The organism is Rhizobacter sp. AJA081-3 (assembly GCF_017795745.1).
Lineage (GTDB): Bacteria > Pseudomonadota > Gammaproteobacteria > Burkholderiales > Burkholderiaceae_C > Piscinibacter.
Genome location: NZ_CP059067.1, coordinates 1,234,837 through 1,253,609, shown reverse-complemented (window position 1 = coordinate 1,253,609; position 18,773 = coordinate 1,234,837). Strand labels below are relative to the sequence as shown.

The 18,773-nt window shown below is 67.8% G+C and carries 17 protein-coding genes; all 17 read right to left on the bottom strand.

What is annotated here, in order from left to right:
• Positions 1-4 precede the first annotated feature (4 nt).
• Positions 5-1,399, bottom strand: coding sequence for a glutamate--tRNA ligase (gltX, locus tag HZ992_RS06160; RefSeq protein WP_209385793.1), 1,395 nt, complete (start codon positions 1,397-1,399; stop codon positions 5-7).
• 14 nt (positions 1,400-1,413) lie between these two features.
• Complete coding sequence (locus HZ992_RS06155) at positions 1,414-2,640, bottom strand: O-succinylhomoserine sulfhydrylase (protein WP_209385792.1); 1,227 nt, start codon at positions 2,638-2,640, stop codon at positions 1,414-1,416.
• Positions 2,640-4,163 carry an amidophosphoribosyltransferase gene (gene purF / locus HZ992_RS06150; protein ID WP_209385791.1) on the bottom strand — a complete coding sequence of 508 codons (1,524 nt, stop codon included), beginning with the start codon at positions 4,161-4,163 and terminating at the stop codon, positions 2,640-2,642. Before purF ends, HZ992_RS06155 begins: the two co-directional genes overlap by 1 nt.
• A 32-nt stretch (positions 4,164-4,195) precedes the next feature.
• Complete coding sequence (locus HZ992_RS06145; RefSeq protein WP_209385790.1) at positions 4,196-4,702, bottom strand: CvpA family protein; 507 nt, start codon at positions 4,700-4,702, stop codon at positions 4,196-4,198.
• A gap of 9 nt (positions 4,703-4,711) precedes the next feature.
• Positions 4,712-5,473: an SPOR domain-containing protein gene (locus HZ992_RS06140; RefSeq protein WP_209385789.1), complete on the bottom strand. Its 762-nt coding sequence runs from the start codon at positions 5,471-5,473 to the stop codon at positions 4,712-4,714.
• A gap of 83 nt (positions 5,474-5,556) precedes the next feature.
• A complete protein-coding gene (folC, locus tag HZ992_RS06135) occupies positions 5,557-6,855 on the bottom strand; it encodes a bifunctional tetrahydrofolate synthase/dihydrofolate synthase (RefSeq protein ID WP_209385788.1) in 1,299 nt (432 codons plus the stop codon).
• 55 nt (positions 6,856-6,910) lie between these two features.
• On the bottom strand, positions 6,911-7,783 hold the full coding sequence (accD, locus tag HZ992_RS06130; protein WP_209385787.1) for an acetyl-CoA carboxylase, carboxyltransferase subunit beta: 873 nt from the start codon (positions 7,781-7,783) through the stop codon (positions 6,911-6,913).
• 13 nt (positions 7,784-7,796) lie between these two features.
• On the bottom strand, positions 7,797-8,594 hold the full coding sequence (trpA, locus tag HZ992_RS06125; protein WP_209385786.1) for a tryptophan synthase subunit alpha: 798 nt from the start codon (positions 8,592-8,594) through the stop codon (positions 7,797-7,799).
• The gene (gene trpB, locus HZ992_RS06120; protein WP_209385785.1) at positions 8,591-9,838 is read right to left on the bottom strand and encodes a tryptophan synthase subunit beta; all 1,248 of its coding nucleotides are present in this window, start codon (positions 9,836-9,838) and stop codon (positions 8,591-8,593) included. The genes trpA and trpB overlap by 4 nt, the downstream gene beginning before the upstream one ends.
• Before the next feature lie 13 nt (positions 9,839-9,851).
• Entirely contained in the window at positions 9,852-10,499 is a 648-nt protein-coding gene (locus HZ992_RS06115) for a phosphoribosylanthranilate isomerase (protein ID WP_209385784.1), read from the bottom strand.
• A 10-nt stretch (positions 10,500-10,509) separates the two neighbouring features.
• A complete protein-coding gene (gene truA, locus HZ992_RS06110) occupies positions 10,510-11,292 on the bottom strand; it encodes a tRNA pseudouridine(38-40) synthase TruA (RefSeq protein WP_209385783.1) in 783 nt (260 codons plus the stop codon).
• A 38-nt stretch (positions 11,293-11,330) separates the two neighbouring features.
• Entirely contained in the window at positions 11,331-13,856 is a 2,526-nt protein-coding gene (locus HZ992_RS06105) for a motility hub landmark protein FimV (RefSeq protein WP_245213370.1), read from the bottom strand.
• Between the two features lie 351 nt (positions 13,857-14,207).
• Positions 14,208-15,335 (bottom strand): aspartate-semialdehyde dehydrogenase, encoded by a 1,128-nt coding sequence (gene asd / locus HZ992_RS06100; RefSeq protein WP_209385781.1) that lies wholly within the window; start codon positions 15,333-15,335, stop codon positions 14,208-14,210.
• A gap of 91 nt (positions 15,336-15,426) precedes the next feature.
• Complete coding sequence (gene leuB / locus HZ992_RS06095) at positions 15,427-16,527, bottom strand: 3-isopropylmalate dehydrogenase (protein WP_209385780.1); 1,101 nt, start codon at positions 16,525-16,527, stop codon at positions 15,427-15,429.
• A 13-nt stretch (positions 16,528-16,540) separates the two neighbouring features.
• Complete coding sequence (gene leuD, locus HZ992_RS06090; RefSeq protein ID WP_209385779.1) at positions 16,541-17,185, bottom strand: 3-isopropylmalate dehydratase small subunit; 645 nt, start codon at positions 17,183-17,185, stop codon at positions 16,541-16,543.
• 9 nt (positions 17,186-17,194) lie between these two features.
• The gene (locus tag HZ992_RS06085; protein ID WP_209385778.1) at positions 17,195-17,323 is read right to left on the bottom strand and encodes an entericidin A/B family lipoprotein; all 129 of its coding nucleotides are present in this window, start codon (positions 17,321-17,323) and stop codon (positions 17,195-17,197) included.
• Positions 17,324-17,351: 28 nt separating this feature from the next.
• The gene (gene leuC / locus HZ992_RS06080; protein ID WP_209385777.1) at positions 17,352-18,773 is read right to left on the bottom strand and encodes a 3-isopropylmalate dehydratase large subunit; all 1,422 of its coding nucleotides are present in this window, start codon (positions 18,771-18,773) and stop codon (positions 17,352-17,354) included.

Sequence of the window (18,773 nt, the reverse complement as noted above, 5' to 3'; positions counted from 1 at the left end):
CTTTTCAGGCGCCCTGCAATCTGAGCAGCACCAGCTCGCGAGGGAACAGTTCGAGCACGGCATCGATAGACGGCGTCTGGGCGCGTCCGCACACGAGCACGCGCAGGGCCGGTGCCAGTTGCGGCATCTTCAGTCCGTGAGTGGACAGCGTTTCCTTCATGGCGGCGGCGATCGTGCCCTTGTCCCAGTCGATATCGGCCAGGCGGTCGCGAAGCGACTGAAGAGCCGGCCGAACGGTCGCCGTGACGTGCGCCGCCAAGTCCTCATCGCGCGGCTTGATGTCGAGGAAGTACATGCCCAGCCAATCGGCCAGTTCAGCCAGCGTGGCACAGCGGTCCTTGAAGACGGCGCACATCCTCTTCAATCGTTCGTCGACACTCAGGCTGACACCACGCAGTGCAAACTGGCGAACCACACCGCTCGCCAGCGCTTCGTCGGGCATGCCCTTGATGACATGAGCATTGACCCAGTTCAGCTTGGCCGCATCCCACTGCGCCGGGCTGCGTGCCAGGTGGTGGCCGTCAAACCAGGCGACCAGTTGGTCGCGGCCGAACAGTTCGTCATCGCCGTGGCTCCAGCCGAGCCGCGCGAGGTAGTTGAGCATCGCCTCGGGCAGGTAGCCGCCCTCCTCGTACTGCATCACGCTGACCGCGCCGTGCCGCTTGGAAAGCTTGTCGCCGTCCGGGCCCAGGATCATCGGGACGTGACCGTACTCGGGCAGTTCGGCGCCGAGCGCGCGCAGGATGTTGATCTGGCGCGGCGTGTTGTTGACGTGGTCGTCGCCGCGGATCACGTGGCTGATCTGCATGTCCCAGTCGTCGACCACCACGCAGAAGTTGTAGGTCGGCGTGCCGTCGGGGCGGCTGATGATCAGGTCGTCGAGTTCGCGGTTGCTGATCGTGATCGGGCCCTTGACCATGTCGTTCCAGGTCACCTCGCCATCGACCGGGTTGCGAAAGCGGATTACCGCCGGCACGCCCTGCGGCACCTCGGGCAGCTGCTTGCCCGGCTCGGGACGCCAGCGCCCGTCGTAGCGGGGCTTCTCGCCGCGGGCACGTTGTGCCTCGCGCATCGCGTCGAGTTCCTCCGGGGTGCAATAGCAGTGGTACGCCGAGCCCTCCACCAGCATCTTGGCGATGACCTCGCGATAGCGGTCGAGCCGCTTCATCTGATAGAACGGCCCCTCGTCGTAGTCGAGTTCGAGCCATTGCATCGCCGCGATGATCTGGTCGACCGCCTCCTGCGTGGAACGTGCGACGTCGGTGTCCTCGATGCGCAGAATGAAGTCGCCGCCATGGTGGCGTGCGAAAGCCCACGAGAACAGCGCGGTACGCGCGGTGCCGAGATGTAGAAAGCCCGTGGGCGACGGGGCGATTCGGGTGCGGACTCTGCGGGTCATTGTTAGGTTCGGGTTCAAAGCGAGGCCAACCCGCGCAGCAGGTCGGCCTGGATGTCGCGCACGTCCTCCAGGCCCACGGCGACGCGAATCATGCCCTGCGTGATGCCTGCGGCCTGGCGCTGTTCTTCGGTGAGGCGCCCATGCGAGGTGCTCGCCGGGTGGGTGATGGTCGTCTTGGTGTCGCCCAGGTTGGCCGTGATCGAACACACCTTCGTTTGGTCGATCACGTGAAAGGCTTGGCGCCGCGCATCGGTGGCCCCATCGGCGCGCACGATGAAGGACACCACCGCCCCGCCGCTACCTGACTGCTGCGCCATAGCCAGCTGGTGCTGCGGATGCGACTCGAGCCCCGGATAGAAGACCCGATCGACCTGCGGCTGCGTTTCGAGCCAGCGCGCCAGTTCCAGCGCGCGCTTGCTCTGCGCTTCCATGCGGATCGACAGCGTCTCGAGCCCCTTGAGCACCACCCACGCGTTGAAGGGCGACAGGCTCATGCCGGCGCTGCGCATGACGGGCACGAACTTCTCGTTGACCAGCGCCTCGCTGCCGCACAGTGCACCGGCAATCACGCGGCCCTGGCCGTCGAGGTACTTGGTGCCGGAGTGGATGACCAGATCGGCGCCGTACTCGATGGGCCGCTGCAGTGCCGGCGAACAGAAGCAATTGTCGACCGCCAGCCAGGCTCCGGCGCGCTTGGCGATGGCTGAGAGCGCAGCGATGTCGCACACCTCGGTCAAGGGGTTCGTCGGCGACTCGGCGAACAGCAGCCGCGTGTTGGGCTTCACCGCGCGCTCCCATTCCGAGACGTCGGTCTGCGACACGAACGTCGTCTCGACGCCGAACTTCGCGAACTCGCGCCCGAACAGCATGATGGTGGAGCCGAACACGCTTCGCGAGCAGATCACATGGTCGCCTGCCTTCAGCAGACCCATGCCGAGCAGCAGGATCGCGCTCATGCCGCTGGAGGTGGCGATGCAGGCTTGCGCCCCTTCCAGCGCTGCCAGTCGACGCTCGAACATCATCACCGTCGGGTTGGTGAAGCGCGAGTAGATGAACGCCTCTTCCTCGTTGGCGAAACGTGCGGCAGCCGTCGCGGCGTCGGGTTGGCGGAAGCTGCTGGTGAGGAACAGGGCCTCGGAGTTCTCGCCCCAGGCACTGGGCGGCAGGCCTTCGCGCACGGCCAGCGTGTCCAGATGGACCCCCTCCGGCAGATCGACGCGAGGGATGCGCTTGTCGTTCATCAGCGCGTCTCCGCCGCGTTCTGCAAGGCCAGGCGAGAGCGGTCGTCGCCCTCTTCTTCTTCGCCCTGCGACTTGCGCTGGGCGGCCATCGTGTCGAAGTCGGCCGCAGTGATGTCGCCGGTGACGTAGACGCCGTCGAAGCACGAGGCTTCGAAGCCATGCAACTTCGGATTCAATGTGGCGACCACCTTCTTCATCGCCGCGACGTCCTGGTAGATGAGTGCATCGGCGCCGATGTACTGGCGGATCTCCTCGTTGCTGCGGTTGTGGGCGATCAGTTCGTCCTTGGTCGGCATGTCGATGCCGTAGACATTCGGGAATCGAACCGGCGGCGCGGCCGAGGCCATGTAGACCTTGCGCGCACCGGCATCGCGCGCCATCTGCACGATCTCCTTCGATGTCGTGCCGCGCACGATGGAGTCGTCGACCAGCAGCACGTTGCGCCCCTTGAACTCCGAGGCAATGGCATTGAGCTTCTGGCGCACCGACTTCTTCCGCATGCCCTGCCCCGGCATGATGAAGGTGCGGCCGACATAGCGGTTCTTCACGAAGCCCTCGCGGTAGGGCTTGCCGATCTTCTGCGCGAGCTGCATGGCTGACGGCCGGCTCGACTCCGGGATCGGGATCACTACGTCGATCTCGCTCGGCGGCATGGTGGAGATCAGCCGCTGCGCCAGCGTTTCGCCCATGTTCAGCCGCGCCTGGTACACCGAAACGCCATCCATCACCGAGTCGGGCCGGGCCAGGTACACGTACTCGAACATGCAGGGGTTCAGGCTCGGGTGCTCGGCACATTGCTGCGCATGCACGCGGCCGGCGAGATCGATGAACACCGCTTCGCCGGGGGCCACGTCGCGCACCAGCTTGTGTCCGGTGCCCTCGAGGGCGACCGATTCGCTGGCCACCATCGTCTCGGGACCATCCGGCGTGTCCGCTTCGCCGAAGCACAACGGCCGGATGCCGAACGGGTCGCGGAAGGCCAGCAGGCCATGGCCGGCGATCAGCGCGATGACCGCATAGGAGCCCTTCAGACGCTTGTGCACCGCCGCCACCGCCCGGAAGATCGACTCGGGCGTGAGCGGCAGGTCGCGCGCCACCTGCTCGAGCTCGTGGGCCACGACGTTGATCAGTACCTCGGTGTCGCTTTCGGTATTGATGTGGCGGCGGTCGATGTCAAAGAGTTCCTTCTTCAGCGCCTGCGCATTGGTGAGGTTGCCGTTGTGCACCAGCACGATGCCGAACGGTGCGTTCACGTAGAAGGGTTGCGCCTCTTCTTCGCTGTAGGCGTTGCCGGCCGTCGGATAGCGAACCTGGCCCAGGCCCACGTTGCCCGGCAGCCCCCGCATGTTGCGCGTGCGGAAGACGTCGCGCACCATGCCGCGCGCCTTGTGCATGAAGCACTTGGTGCCGAGCATGGTGACGATGCCGGCCGCATCCTGCCCTCGGTGCTGCAGCAGCAGCAGCGCGTCGTAGATCAACTGGTTGACCGGCGAGCGGGAGATCACACCGACGATGCCACACATGTCATCAACTCCTGTTCATCGCAGCGTGCGCATCAGGCACGGCGAAGGTGACCGGCCACCTGGGGTGGCAGCAGCGGCATCAGGCCCTCGATCAGCGCGGCCAGCACCCCGGCGCCACGCGACTGTTGCCAGGCCATCGACTTGGCCGCCGGCGTCAGACCCACTGCCACGGCCACCGCCATCAGCAACACCACGCCGCGCAGCAGGCCGAAGACCACGCCCAGGCCGCGGTCGACGACGCTCAGCGGCGTGGCGTGAAGTACCAGCCGGATCAGCCGTGCCGCGATCGCCCAGACGATCAGCGCGGCAACGAAGACCGCGGCGAAGGCGACCGCCAGGTTCAGCGCCGATCCGTTCGCGCCTACCGGGATGTAGGGGGCGACCTGCGGAGAGAACCATTGCGCTGCAAACCATGCGGCAATCCATCCGACCAGCGACAGCAACTCGAACACGAAGCCACGGATCGCGCCGACGATCACCGAGATCACCAGCACGGCGATCAAGACCGCATCGACCCAACCGATCTGGGAGAAGTCCATGGCGTGCCGTCAGAGGGTCAGCACCACGGCGTTCAGCCCGGCGGCCCTGGCCTTGGCGAGAGCCTTCTCGGCCTCGTCGCGCGAATCGAACGGGCCGGCACGTACACGCGTGCGGTTGCCGCCCGAGGTCTCGACGACCTGCATGTAGCTCTTCAGGCCCAGCTTCTCGACCTTGGCGCGCATCTCGCGCGCCGCGGCCGCATCGGCAAAGGCTCCCACCTGCACGACAAAGCGGCCTGCGTCGGGCTTGGCCGCGGTCGCCGCCGGTTTCGCGGACTCCTTGCCTTCGAGCAGCGCCTTCGCGCGTGCAGATTCGGGAGCAGGCGCCGGTATCGCCGCAGGCGGACGCGTCTCGACAACGGTCTTCTTCGGCGGCTCGACCACCGGAGCGGCAGGCTTCGTCACGGCTGCGCTGGCGGGCGGAGTCGCTTCTCGCGGCGCGTCGACGGCCACTTGCGGTGGAGCCTCGTCGCGCGGCACGGCCAACGGCGCCGAGGCCTTGGTTGCGGCAGGCCGGGCCGGCGGCATGGGCAGCGCCGGCGCGCCATCCTTGCGGGGGATCTCGATGGGAATGTCGACCGGGATCGGCCGCGGCTGTGTCTCGAACACCAGCGGAAAGCCGATCACGCCGGCCATCACCAGCACCGCGGCACCCATCAACCGACGGCGCGCGCGGGTGCGGGCCGCCGTGATCGCATCGCCCGTCTCGGTGGGTCTGGGCGGCACGTCGGCACCGCTGTTGCGGCGCTGGAAAATGGACAGCAGACCCATGCGATGCGTCAGGTGCAAGTAGGCGGTGAGGGTCGGCGCGCCACACCCTCATGCGCGAGGATGCCGGCCGCTTGCTGCGATGCTCAGCCGACGTGCCGCGCCCCGAGCCGGGGCACGCCGTCCTTCAACACGCCGCCGACGGTGTAGAACGATCCGAAGACGACGATTCTATCAGCGGGGTCTGCTGCAGCCAGCGCCGCCGCCAGGGCCGCCCGCGGCTCGGCATGGCAATCGACGGTCACCGGCCCGGGAGGCTTCGCCCCGCTCGCGGCGTGGATGGCAGCCAGTTCCTGCGCGCGGGCGGCACGCGGCAGCGGCAGGTCGGTGAAATGCCATGAATCCACGAGAGGCACCATGCGCGCGATGATGGCCGCCACGTCCTTGTCGCGCATGGCGCCGAACACCGCATGGGTGCGCGGGTGAAAGCCCATCTGGTCGAGGTTCTGCGCCAGCGCCGCCACCGAATGCGGGTTGTGTGCGACATCCAGCACCAGCGTGGGCTGCCCGGCCACGATCTGGAAGCGGCCGGGCAAATCGACCAGCGCGAAGCCGTTGCGCACCGCCTGCGCGGTGATCGGCAGCACGCCGCGCATCGCCTCGAACGCCGCCAGCGCGCCGGCGGCATTGAGCAACTGATTGGCGCCGCGCAGCGCCGGATAGGCCAGGCCGTTGTAGCGGCGCTCGCGGCCGGCCCAGTTCCATTGCTGGCGGTCGCCAGCGTAGTTGAAATCGCGGCCGAACAGCCACAGGTCGGCGCCGAGGTTCTCGGCCTGAGCGATCACGCTGCGCGGAGGCAGCGGGTCGCTGACGACCACCGGCTTGCCGGCGCGCATGATGCCGGCCTTCTCGCGCCCGATCGACTCGCGGTCGGGGCCGAGGAACTCCATGTGGTCGAGGTCGATGCTGGTGATGATCGCGCAGTCGGCGTCGAAGGCGTTGACCGCGTCGAAGCGCCCGCCCAGGCCCACTTCCAGGATCACCAGGTCCAGCGGCGCCTGCGACAGCAGCCGCACGATGGCCAGCGTCGTGAACTCGAAGATGCTCAACGTGATCTCGCGCCGGGCGGCCTCCACGGCCTCGAAATGCGGCAGCAGCTGCGCCGCATCGACCATGTGCCCGTCGACGCGGCAGCGCTCCTCGAAATGCACCAGGTGCGGCTTGGCGTACAGGCCGACGCGGTAGCCGGCCTGCAGAGCGATGGCCTCCAGCATGGCGCAGGTCGATCCCTTGCCGTTGGTGCCGGCCACGGTGATCACCGGCACCTTGAAGTCGATGCCCAGCCGCGCCCGCACCTCGACCACCCGCTCCAGCGACAGGTCGATCTCGGTGGGATGCATGGCCGCGCAGTGCGCGAGCCACTGGTCGAGGGTGCTCGGAGTCATGGGGGTGCCCGGCGTGCCCGCAGCGTGCGGGCAGCCACGGCGCCTGTGAGTCGAATCAGGCGATGGCGTCGGCGCTGAGGCCTTGCAGCATCGCGATCGATCGCGCCACCGTCGAGCGCATCTCGCGGCGATCGATGATCATGTCGATGGCGCCGGTGCCGATCAGGAACTCGGCTCGCTGGAAGCCCTCGGGCAGCTTCTCGCGCACGGTGTTCTCGATCACCCGCGGGCCGGCGAAACCGATCAGCGCCTTCGGCTCGGCGATGACCACATCGCCCATGAAGGCGAAACTGGCCGAAACCCCGCCCATCGTCGGATCGGTCAGCACGCTGATGTAGGGCAGGCGCGCCTTGGCCAGGCGCGTCAGCGCGGCATTGGTCTTGGCCATCTGCAGCAGGCTCAGCAGGCCTTCCTGCATGCGTGCACCGCCGGTGGCCGTGAAGCTGACGAAGGGCGTCTTCTGCTCGACCGCCGTCTCGACACCGCGCACGAATCGCTCGCCGACCACCGAGCCCATCGAGCCGCCCATGAAGTCGAACTCGAAGCAGGCCGCCACGATGGGCACGCTCATCACCGCACCGCCGATCACCACCAGGGCGTCGGTTTCGCCGGTGGCCTCGAGCGCATCCTTCAGCCGCTCCGGGTACTTCTTGCTGTCCTTGAACTTGAGCGCGTCGACCGGCAGCACCTCCTGGCCGATCTCGTAGCGGCCTTCCGGGTCGAGGAAGGCATCGAGCCGCGCACGCGCGCCGATGCGGTGGTGATGGCCGCATTTCGGGCAGACGTTGATGTTCTGCTCGAGATCGGTCTTGTAGAGCACCGTTTCGCACGAGGGGCACTTGATCCACAGCCCTTCCGGCACCGTGCGGCGTTCGCTCGGGTCGGTCTGCTGGATCTTCGGGGGCAGCAGTTTTTCCAGCCAACTCATGGTGCCGTTCCTTTCACGAATCGAGGGCGGCGCGGATGCCGCCGATGAAGTCGGCCGCGGCCGCGGCCACGTTGCCACGCTCGCGCGTCTCGAGCAGTTGCACGAGCGCCGAACCGATGACCACCGCGTCGGAGACGTCGGCCACCGCACGCGCAGTCTTCGCGTCGCGGATGCCGAAGCCCACGCCGACGGGCAGCTTCACATGCTGCTTGATGCGCGGCACCATCTCGGCCACGGCGGCGATGTCCAGGTGCCCGGCACCCGTCACGCCCTTCAGCGACACGTAGTACACATAGCCGCTGGCCATGCGACCGACGTCGCGGATGCGCTGCTCGGTGGAGGTGGGCGCCAGCAGGAAAATCATGTCCAGGCCCGCAGCACGCAGCGTGGCGGCAAAAGCCTCGCACTCTTCCGGTGGGTAGTCGACGACGAGCACGCCATCCACGCCGGCCGCCTTCGCATCGACCACGAAGCGGTCGACGCCGTAGCGCTCGATCGGGTTGGCGTAGCCCATCAGCACCACCGGCGTGCGATCGTCGCGTTGGCGGAAGGAACGCACGGCGTCCAGCACCTGCGTCATGCCGATGCCGCGCGCCAGGGCGCGTTCGGATGCCTTCTGGATCACCGGGCCGTCGGCCATCGGGTCGGAGAACGGCACGCCGAGCTCGATCACGTCGGCACCGGCCTTCGCCAGCGCGACCATGATGTCGGCCGTCGCGTCGGCGTACGGGTCACCCGCGGTCACGTAGGGGATCAGCGCCTTGCGGCCCCGCGCCTGCAAGGCGGTGAAGGTGGCGGCGATGCGGCTCATCGTGCACCACCCTTGACCGTCTGGCCGCGGCAAGACGGCCGGCAGTAGAACTCGGCACCCGACAGGTCGGCGACGGTGCCGATGTCCTTGTCGCCGCGGCCGGAGAGGTTGACGAGCAGGTGCTGGTCGCTGCGCATCGTCGGCGCCAACTTCATCGCATGGGCCACGGCATGGCTCGATTCGAGCGCCGGGATGATGCCCTCGGTGCGGCACAGGCGATGGAAGGCCGAAAGCGCCTCGTCGTCGGTAATGCCGACGTACTCGGCGCGGCCGATGTCCTTCAGGTACGCATGCTCGGGGCCCACGCCGGGGTAGTCCAGTCCGGCGGAGATGGAGTGCGTCTCGGTGATCTGGCCGTTCGCGTCCTGCAGCAAGTAGGTGCGGTTGCCGTGCAGGACGCCGGGCGTGCCGGCCGACAGCGACGCGGCGTGCTTGCCGCTGTCCAGGCCTTGCCCCGCAGCTTCGACGCCGATCAGGCGCGTGCCTTCGTGTTCGATGTACGGATAGAAGATGCCCATCGCATTGCTGCCGCCGCCCACGCAGGCGATCACGGCATCGGGCTGACGGCCGATCATCTCGGGCATCTGCACGAGGCACTCGTCGCCGATGACGCGCTGGAAGTCGCGGACCATCATCGGGTAGGGGTGCGGGCCGGCGACCGTGCCGATGATGTAGAAGGTGCGCTCGACGTTGGTGACCCAGTCGCGCAGCGCTTCGTTGAGCGCGTCCTTGAGGGTCTTCGAGCCGCTCTCTACCGGCACCACCGTGGCGCCCAGCAGGTGCATGCGGTAGACGTTGGGCGACTGGCGCTTGACGTCCTCGCTGCCCATGTAGACCACGCACTCCATGCCGTAGCGTGCGCAGATGGTGGCGGTGGCCACGCCATGCTGGCCCGCGCCGGTCTCGGCGATCACGCGCGGCTTGCCCATGCGGCGCGCGAGCATCGCCTGGCCGATGGTGTTGTTCACCTTGTGCGCGCCGGTGTGGTTCAGGTCCTCGCGCTTCAGGTAGATCTGCGCGCCGCCGAGTTCACGGCTGAGGCGCGCGGCGTGGTAGACGGGGCTCGGCCGGCCGACGAAGTGGGCGAGCTCGGAGCGGAACTCGGCCATGAACGCCGGGTCGTTGCGCGCCTCGTCGTACGCCTGCTTGAGCTCATCGAGGGCGTGGATCAGTGTCTCGGCGACGAAGGTGCCGCCGTAGACGCCGAAGTGCCCCCGTGCGTCGGGTTGCTGGTAGTTCAACATGGTGGAGAAGGATTCAGGTTTCGGAGATGGCGATGCGTGCATCGGCTTCGCGCACGGCATCGCAGAAGCGGCGGATCAGCGCGGCATCCTTGATGCCCTTGGCAGCTTCCACGCCGGAACTCACGTCAACGGCCCAGGGCCGCACCTGAAGAATGCCTTCGGTCACATTTCCGGCATGCAACCCACCAGACAAAACGACTGGAGAGGGCACGTTTGCGGGAATGAGCGACCAATCGAATACCTTTCCGCCGCCGCCATAACCCTCGACATGCGCGTCGAGCAGGATGGCCTGGGCGTTCGAGAACTGCGTGGCGAAGTCTAGCAAATCGAAGGCTTCGCTCATACGGGCGGCCCGCAGGTAGGGCCGGGACGCTGCCTCGCAGCGCTGCGGGCTCTCGTCGCCATGGAACTGCAGCAGTGCCAGGGGCATCGCCGCGATGGCCGCAGCGATCTCGGCGTCCGAGGCATTGACAAGCAGTGCGACCGGCGTCACGAAGGGCGGCAGCTGCCGGGCGAGTTCGGCCGCGCGCGCCGGGCTGACGTGACGCGGGCTCTTCTCGTAGAGGACGAAGCCGACCGCATCGGCACCCGCCTGCACGGCCGCGTCGACGTCGGCCTCGCGCGTCAGGCCGCAGATCTTGATGCGGGTTCGCTGGGTCATGGGTCGGGCCTCAGGGCAGCCAGTCCATTGCTGCCGTGGTCTCGGGAATCTGGAGCCCCGGATCGTAGTACGGTCCGGCGAAGTACAGGCCATCGGCGGCGAAGGTGGGCGCTGCCAGGCTGCGGTCGCGCGATTGCAGCACCGCAGTCAGCCAGTCAGCGTCGCGCGAGCCGTTGCCCACCGCCACCAGACAGCCCATGATGTTGCGCACCATGTGATGCAGGAACGCGCTGGCGTCGAACTCGAAGCGCCAGTAGGCGCCACGCCGCTCGACGCGGATCTCGCGCAGCGTCTTCACCGGCGAGGCCGCCTGGCACTCGGCGGAGCGAAACGCGGTGAAGTCGTGTTCGCCGATCAGGCGCTGGACAGCGAGATTCAATGCAACCTCGTCCAGCGGGCGGAAGCTCCAGCCCACCAAGCCGGCTTCGAGTGAAGCACGCACGGGCGATTCGCGCAGCACGTAGACGTAACGGCGTCCACGTGCACTGTTGCGGGCGTGGAACTGCTCAGCGACCGGGCGACACCACTGAACGGCGATGTCTTCCGGCAGGAAGCGATTGGTGCCGCGCAGCCAGGAGAAGGGCTCGCGCTGCGCCTCGCAGTCCAGGTGAACCACCTGGTTCAGCGCATGCACGCCGGCATCGGTGCGGCCGGCGCACATCACGCGCACCGGAGCGTCGAGGAATTGAGCCAGGGCCCGTTCGAGCTGGTCCTGCACGGTGCGCCCGCCGGGCTGGCTCTGCCAGCCCTGGTAGGCGGTACCGCGGTAGCTGACCCCGAGCGCAACCCTCACGGCAGGCTCACTGGCCGGCGCCGAAGCGCCGCTGCGCGTCAGCCGAGCTGCTCAAGCATGCCCTGGGCCTTGGACTTCAGCGAGCCCGAGGCCTTGGACACCACTTCCTGCAGCAGGTCGCGGGCGCCTTCCATGTCGCCGATCTGGCGGAACTCTTCGGCCAGTTCGAGCTTGCGCGACAGCGGATCGCCAACGTCGTCTTCGTCGAAGCCCGACAGGCCCGATTCGCCGAAGCCCGAAGGCACCGTGGTCGGCCCGGTAGGCGACGCGGCGGCCGATCCGCCGGCCGGCAGATCGAGATCGAGCGAGATGCCGGCGAGATCGAACTCGACCGCCGGGCTGCCCGCGGGCATGGCCGCCGGCGCGGCGGGCGCGATGTCGGGCAGGGTCAGATCCGTCATCGGCGAATCGAAGTCCATCGAATTGCCCGCCGGCGCGGCAGGCGCCAGCGTCTGCGTGGCTTGCAGCGGGGCCGGCTCGGTCGGGCCCGGCGCAACGCCACCCAGGTCGAGGTCCAGATCGACGTCGGTGCCGCCGGACGGCGTCGAGTCGATGATGGAGGCGTTGAACTGCGACGGCGACGGCAGCACCGATTGCGGCATCGTGCTGGCACCCAGCGCCTCGACCATCTGGCCCGCCGCGGCTGCGCCACCGGCCGGCGCGCCGCCAGGCTGGTACAGCGCATTCTCGGGATCGATCTGCATGCCGAGTTCCTGGGCCTTGGCCCAGTCCTCGCCCTGACCTTGCGTCAGCGAATAAAGCTGGGTGGCCAGCAGTTCGAAGCCCTTGGTGTCGCGGCGCTTGGCGTAGACCTCGAGCAGCTTGGTCCGGATCGCCATGCGCTCGGGATTGCCGCGCATCGCTTCCTTGAGGATCTCTTCGGCCTGCAGGTCGCGCCCGTAGGCGAGGTAGACATCCGCCTCGGCGACCGGATCGACATCGCCGATCGCATCGAGCTGGCTCAGCGAGTAGCTCATCGACGACGAGTTGCCACCGGCGTCGCGCGTGTCGATGCGCTGGCCACCGCTGGCGCCGAAGAAGGAGTCGGGCTGCAGGCGGCTCTCGAGGAACGAGGTTTCGCCGCTGTCCTTCTTCGAACGTCGCGTGAATCGGTAGATGCCAAAACCTGCCAGGAGCGCGATCAGGCCACCGCCCAGCGCCAGCGCCAACGGGTTGTCATCCAGCAACGAACCGAGGAATCCCGGCTCTTCCTGCGAAACGACGACCGGTGCCGGCTTCGGGATGGCCGGCCGGGCCACGGAAGCGGCCGGAGCAGCCGCCACGACAGGTGCCGAGGCCGGCGAAGAGGCCGCCGCGACGACAGGGGCAGACACTGGTGCAGCCTGGGCTACCGACGCGGGCGCTGCGGGAGCCACGGCCACGGCGGCCGAAGCCACCGGGGCCGGCGCAGCCGCCACGGCCGGTGCGGGCACCGAAGCGGGTGCCGCGGGCTTCGCCACAGGCGTTGCCACCACGGCAGGAACCGACGCAGCCGCGACCACGGCGGGCTTGGCAGCCACCGGCGCGGCAGGAGCCGCTGCCGTCGCGGGCACCGACGCCTTGGCTGCCTCGGCGCCGAGCTTCTTCAGCTCGGCCACGTTCTTGGACAGTTCGGCCACGCGGGTCGAAACGTCCTTCTTCTCTCCGCTCTTGGCGATCTGCTCTTCGGCGCCCGCCTTGGCTGCAGCGCCCTTGCTCAGCGTCAGCTTGTCGGGGGCAGGCGCAGCCGCGGACTTGCGATCCTGCACCTCTGTCTGAACCTTGCCCTCCGCCTGACGCGTGCTGCCCGTGTCCTTGGCGGCAGGTACCGCACCGGCCAGGCGCTGGCGATAGGCACCGAAGTCGGCGCTCTGCGCCTGGATCACCTGGCGCGCTTCGGCCGTCGGCACGGCCTTCGCCTCCTCGGCGCTGGGGACCGCGAGCACGACACCGGCCTTCAGCCGGTTCATGTTGTTTTCGACGAAGGCCTCGGGGTTGGCGCGGTACAGCGAGACCAGCATCTGGTCGAGCGACACGCCAGCACGCTGCGTCTTGCCCGCGATGCGCGACAAGGTGTCGCCCTGGCGGACCTTGTACTCGTCAGCACCAGCAGGCGCCGGCGAAGCCGGCGCAGCGGCCGGGGTGGTCGGAGCGGCCACAGCGGCTTGGCGCGGCTCTGCGGCCGGGCGACGCGCAGGCGCCGGGGCCACTGGCGCCGGAGGAGCAGCGGCAATCGAAGGCGCCGTGGCCGGCGCGGTCGGTACCGGCGCGCGCGCCGTCGTCGCCGGATCGAACAGCATCGTGTACTCGCGCACCAGCCGACCGGTCGACCACGAGATCTCGAGAATCACGTCGACGAAGGGCTCCTGCACTGCGCGATCGCTGGTGACGCGCAAGTACGGACGGCCGTCGCCGCGGCGCTGCAACTCGACCTGCGTGACTGGCAGCACGGTGTTGTAGTCGACGCCAGCGGCGCGGTAGGCCTCGGGCGGCGCCACACGAACGCGCAGGCTGGAGGCCTCCTCGGGCGTGAGACTGGTGACGTCGATCTCGGCCCGCAGAGCCTCGCCCAGTGCCGATTGCACGGAAAGCCTGCCCAGACCCAGCGCGTACGCATTCGATGCGGCGAGCCAAAGGGCGGCTGCAGCCACACCGGTCAGGGCAAGACGCCCTGAGAAGGTCGAGTTTCGTTTCAAGGCGTCTCCCAATAGGACCGAGCGGGGCGCGAAACCTGCCCGCCGCTGTCGACAAGGTCACCGGCACGGAACATCCGCACCTCGCGCGAAGAGATGGAAATCACAATAACATCAAGAGGATACGAAGACAAGCTCATGCATTGGCTGACGTTCATCCTCTGGAGCGTTCGGAGCGGGTTCGTGTGACAAATGTTGCAGCGCGCCAACGGGCCATGACCAGTGTGTGGTGCGCCTGCTTCATCAAGCGTCGACCAGAATGCGCAGCATGCGACGCAGCGGCTCGGCTGCACCCCAGAGCAATTGGTCGCCAATGGTGAAGGCGCCCAAGTACTGCGGCCCCATCGCCATCTGGCGGATGCGACCGACGGGAATCGTCAGCGTGCCGGTCACCGCTACCGGCGTGAGGTCCCTCATGGAGGCCTCGCGCGTGTTCGGGACCACTTTCACCCAGGCGTTGTCGGCAGCGATCATGGCTTCCACATCGGCCAGCGGCACGTCTTTCTTGAGCTTGAACATCAGCGCCTGGCTGTGGCAGCGCATGGCACCGACGCGCACGCAGAAGCCATCGACCGGCACGGCGGCGGTGCCGAAGCCTTCACCCTGGCCGAGGATCTTGTTCGTTTCGGCGCCGCCCTTCCACTCCTCGCGGCTGATGCCGTTGCCCAGGTCCTTGTCGATCCAGGGGATCAGCGAGCCGCCCAGCGGCACACCGAAGTTGGCCGTCTCGGCCTCAGAAAGATCGCGCTGCTTCGCGACGATGCGCCGGTCGATCTCGAGGATGGCGCTCTTCGGGTCGTCGAGCAGTGGCCGGACCTCGGCGTTCAGCGTGCCGAACTGCGTGAGCAACTCGCGCATGTGCTGCGCGCCGCCGCCCGAGGCGGCCTGGTAGGTCATGGTGCTCATCCACTCCACGAGGCCGGCCTTGTACAGCGCGCCCACGCCCATCAGCATGCAGCTGACGGTGCAGTTGCCGCCGATCCAGTTGCGGCCACCCTTCGCGAGCGCGTTCTTGATGACGGGCAGGTTCACCGGGTCGAGCACGATGACGGCGTCGTCCTTCATGCGCAGCGTCGAGGCAGCATCGATCCAGTGGCCCGCCCAGCCCGCGGCACGCAGCTTGGGGAACACCTCGGTGGTGTAGTCGCCGCCCTGGGCGCTGATGATGATCTCGCAGCGCTTGAGCGCTTCGATGTCGTAGGCGTCCTTGAGCTTCGTCTCGTTCTTCGCCATCGACGGCGCAGCGCCGCCGGCGTTGCTGGTGCTGAAGAACACCGGCTCGATATGGGCGAAGTCGCCTTCCGCCTGCATGCGGTCCATCAGCACGGAGCCGACCATGCCGCGCCATCCGACCAATCCTGTGAGTCTCATCGTCGTCGCCCTTTCAGAAATTGCCTGGAAACTCTTGCATCCCCCGGGTCGTGTCGCCGGGGGATGAGGGGCGAAACGAACCGGAGCCGAACTAGCTCTTGGTAATGGTTTTGGTGGTCTTGCCAGAGAGCGCGGCGACCACGGCGTCGCCCATGGCGCGCGTGCCGACCTTGGTGGTGCCCTCGGACCAGATGTCTGCCGTGCGCAGCCCCGACGCGAGCACGTGCTGGACCGCCGACTCGATCCGGTCAGCTGCCTCGGGGTGGTTCAGGGAGAAGCGGAGCATCATGGCCACGGACAGCATTGTAGCCAGCGGGTTTGCAAGATCCTTACCGGCGATGTCGGGGGCGCTGCCGTGGCTGGGCTCGTACAGGCCGCGCCCTGCTTCGTTCAACGAAGCCGACGGCAGCATGCCGATCGAGCCGGTCAGCATGGCGGCCTCGTCCGACAGGATGTCGCCGAACATGTTGCCGGTGACGACCACGTCGAAGCGCTTGGGCGCCTTCACGAGCTGCATCGCCGCGTTGTCGACGTACATGTGGTCGAGCTCGATGTCGGGGTACTGCGCGTGCACCTCGGTGACCACGTCCCTCCAGAACTGGAAGGTCTCCAGCACGTTGGCCTTGTCGACGCTGGTGACACGCTTGCTGCGCTTGCGCGCCGCCTGGAAGGCGACGTGGGCGATGCGCTCGATCTCCGGGCGCGTGTAGCGCATGGTATCGAAGGCCTCCTGGGCGCCCTTGAACGGGCCGTCCGGCGCTTCGCGGCGGCCGCGCGGCTGACCGAAGTAGATGTCGCCAGTGAGCTCGCGAATGATCAGGATGTCCAGCCCCGCCACCAGCTCGGGCTTCAGGCTCGACGCATGCGTGAGCTGCTCGTAGCAGATCGCCGGGCGGAAGTTGGCGAACAGGCCGAGGTTCTTGCGCAGGCCGAGGATGGCCTGTTCCGGGCGCAGTGCACGCTCGAGCTTGTCGTACTTCCAGTCGCCCACGGCGCCGAACAGCACCGCGTCGGCTTCCTTGGCGAGCTTCAGCGTCGCCTCGGGCAGCGGGTGGCCATGCGCTTCGTAGGCGGCGCCGCCCACGGCGGCGGTCTCGGTCTCGAAACGCAGGTCGAGGCACTGCATCGCGCGCACGGCCTGCGCAACGATCTCGGTGCCGATGCCGTCGCCCGGCAGGATGGCGATCTTCAAGAGGAGGTCCTTCTCAGAGGGTGTGGGCGAGCCAGGGCTTCTTCAGCAGGCGCTCGGCCTCGAAGCTGCGGATCTTGTCGGCATGGCGCAGCGTGAGGCCGATATCGTCGAATCCGCCGAGCAGGCAGAACTTGCGGAACGGCTGCACCTCGAAAGGCAGCTCGGTGCCGTCGGCCTTGATCACCACCTGGCGCTCGAGGTCGATGGTCAGTTCGTAGCCGACGAAGGCCGCGACCTCGTCGAACAGCGCCGCCACCTGGTGCTCGGGCAGCACGATGGGCAGCAGCCCGTTCTTGAAGCAGTTGCTGAAGAAGATGTCGGCGTAGCTCGGCGCGATGATGGCGCGAAAGCCATACTGGTCGAGCGCCCAGGGCGCGTGCTCGCGCGACGAGCCGCAACCGAAGTTCTTGCGCGCGATCAGGACCGACGCACCCTTGTAGCGCGGCTGGTTGAGCACGAAGTCGGGGTTCGGCCGGCGCGTGGCCGGGTCCTGCCCGGGCTCGCCGCGGTCGAGGTAGCGCCACTCGTCGAACAGGTTCGGGCCGAAGCCGCTGCGCTGGATCGACTTGAGGAACTGCTTCGGGATGATCGCGTCGGTGTCGACGTTCTCGCGATCCAGCGGCGCGACCACGCCCTTGTGCACTTTGAAGGCTTGCATGGCAAATGCCTACTTCTTCTTCGCGGCTTCTTCAACCTTCTCGCCGCCGGTCTTGATGTCCTTGCCGAGGCCCTCGATGGTGTTGCAGCCGGCCAGCAGGGTCAGCGAGGCCATCAGGACGAACAGGGTGCGTTTCATGGCGGGTCTCCTTGGTGGTTGAGGCTCGTCAGGCGATGCGCCGGACGTCGACGAAATGGCCTTCGATGGCGGCCGCCGCGGCCATCGCCGGGCTGACCAGGTGGGTGCGGCCGCCGGCGCCCTGGCGACCTTCGAAATTGCGGTTGGAGGTGGAGGCGCAGCGTTCGCCCGGCTCCAGCCGGTCGGAGTTCATCGCCAGGCACATCGAGCAGCCCGGCTCGCGCCACTCGAAGCCGGCGGCGATGAACACCTTGTCCAGCCCCTCGCGCTCGGCCTGCGCCTTCACCAGGCCCGAGCCCGGCACCACCATCGCCAGCTTCACCGTCGAGGCGACCCGGCCGCCCAGGCGGCGCACCACGGCGGCGGCCTCGCGCAGGTCCTCGATGCGGGAGTTGGTGCACGAGCCGATGAACACCTTGTCGATGCGGATGTCGGCGATCGGCTTGTTTGGCTCCAGCGCCATGTACTGCAGCGCGCGCTCCATCGCGCCGCGCTTGTTGGCGTCCTTCTCGCGGTCGGGGTCGGGCACGCGGTCCTCGATGGACAGCACCATCTCCGGCGAGGTGCCCCAGGTGACCTGCGGGCGGATCTGCGCGGCGTCGAGTTCGACGACCGCGTCCCAGGCCGCGTCGTCGTCGGAGCGCAGCGTGCGCCAGTAGGCGGCCGCCTGCTCCCACTCGAGGCCGGCGGGCGAGAACGGCCGGCCCTTCACGTAGGCGATCGTCGTCTCGTCCACCGCCACCAGGCCGGCGCGCGCGCCCGCCTCGATGGCCATGTTGCAAACCGTCATCCGCCCTTCCATGCTCAAGGCACGGATCGCGGCGCCGCCGAATTCGATGGTGTAGCCGGTACCGCCAGCCGTGCCGATGCGGCCGATGATGGCCAGCACGATGTCCTTGGCCGAGCAGCCGCGCGCGAGCGTGCCGTCGACGCGCACCAGCATGTTCTTCGCCTTCTTCGCCAGCAGCGTCTGCGTGGCGAGCACATGCTCGACCTCGCTGGTGCCAATGCCGTGCGCCAGCGCACCGAAGGCGCCGTGCGTGGAGGTGTGCGAATCGCCGCAGACCACCGTCATGCCGGGCAGCGTGGCGCCCTGCTCCGGCCCGATCACGTGCACGATGCCCTGGCGCTTGTCGAGGAACGGGAAGAACGCCGCCGCGCCGAAGGCCTTGATGTTGGCATTCAGCGTGGTGACCTGCTGCTTGGAGATCGGGTCGGTGATGCCGTCGTAGCCGAGCTCCCAGCCGGTGGTTGGCGTGTTGTGGTCGGCGGTGGCCACGATCGAGCTGACGCGCCAGGGCTTGCGGCCGGCCAGGCGCAAGCCTTCGAACGCCTGCGGACTGGTCACTTCATGCACCAGGTGGCGGTCGATGTAGAGCACCGAGGTGCCGTCTTCCTCGGTGTGGACGACGTGTTCGTCCCAGAGCTTGTCGTACAGGGTGCGTGGCAT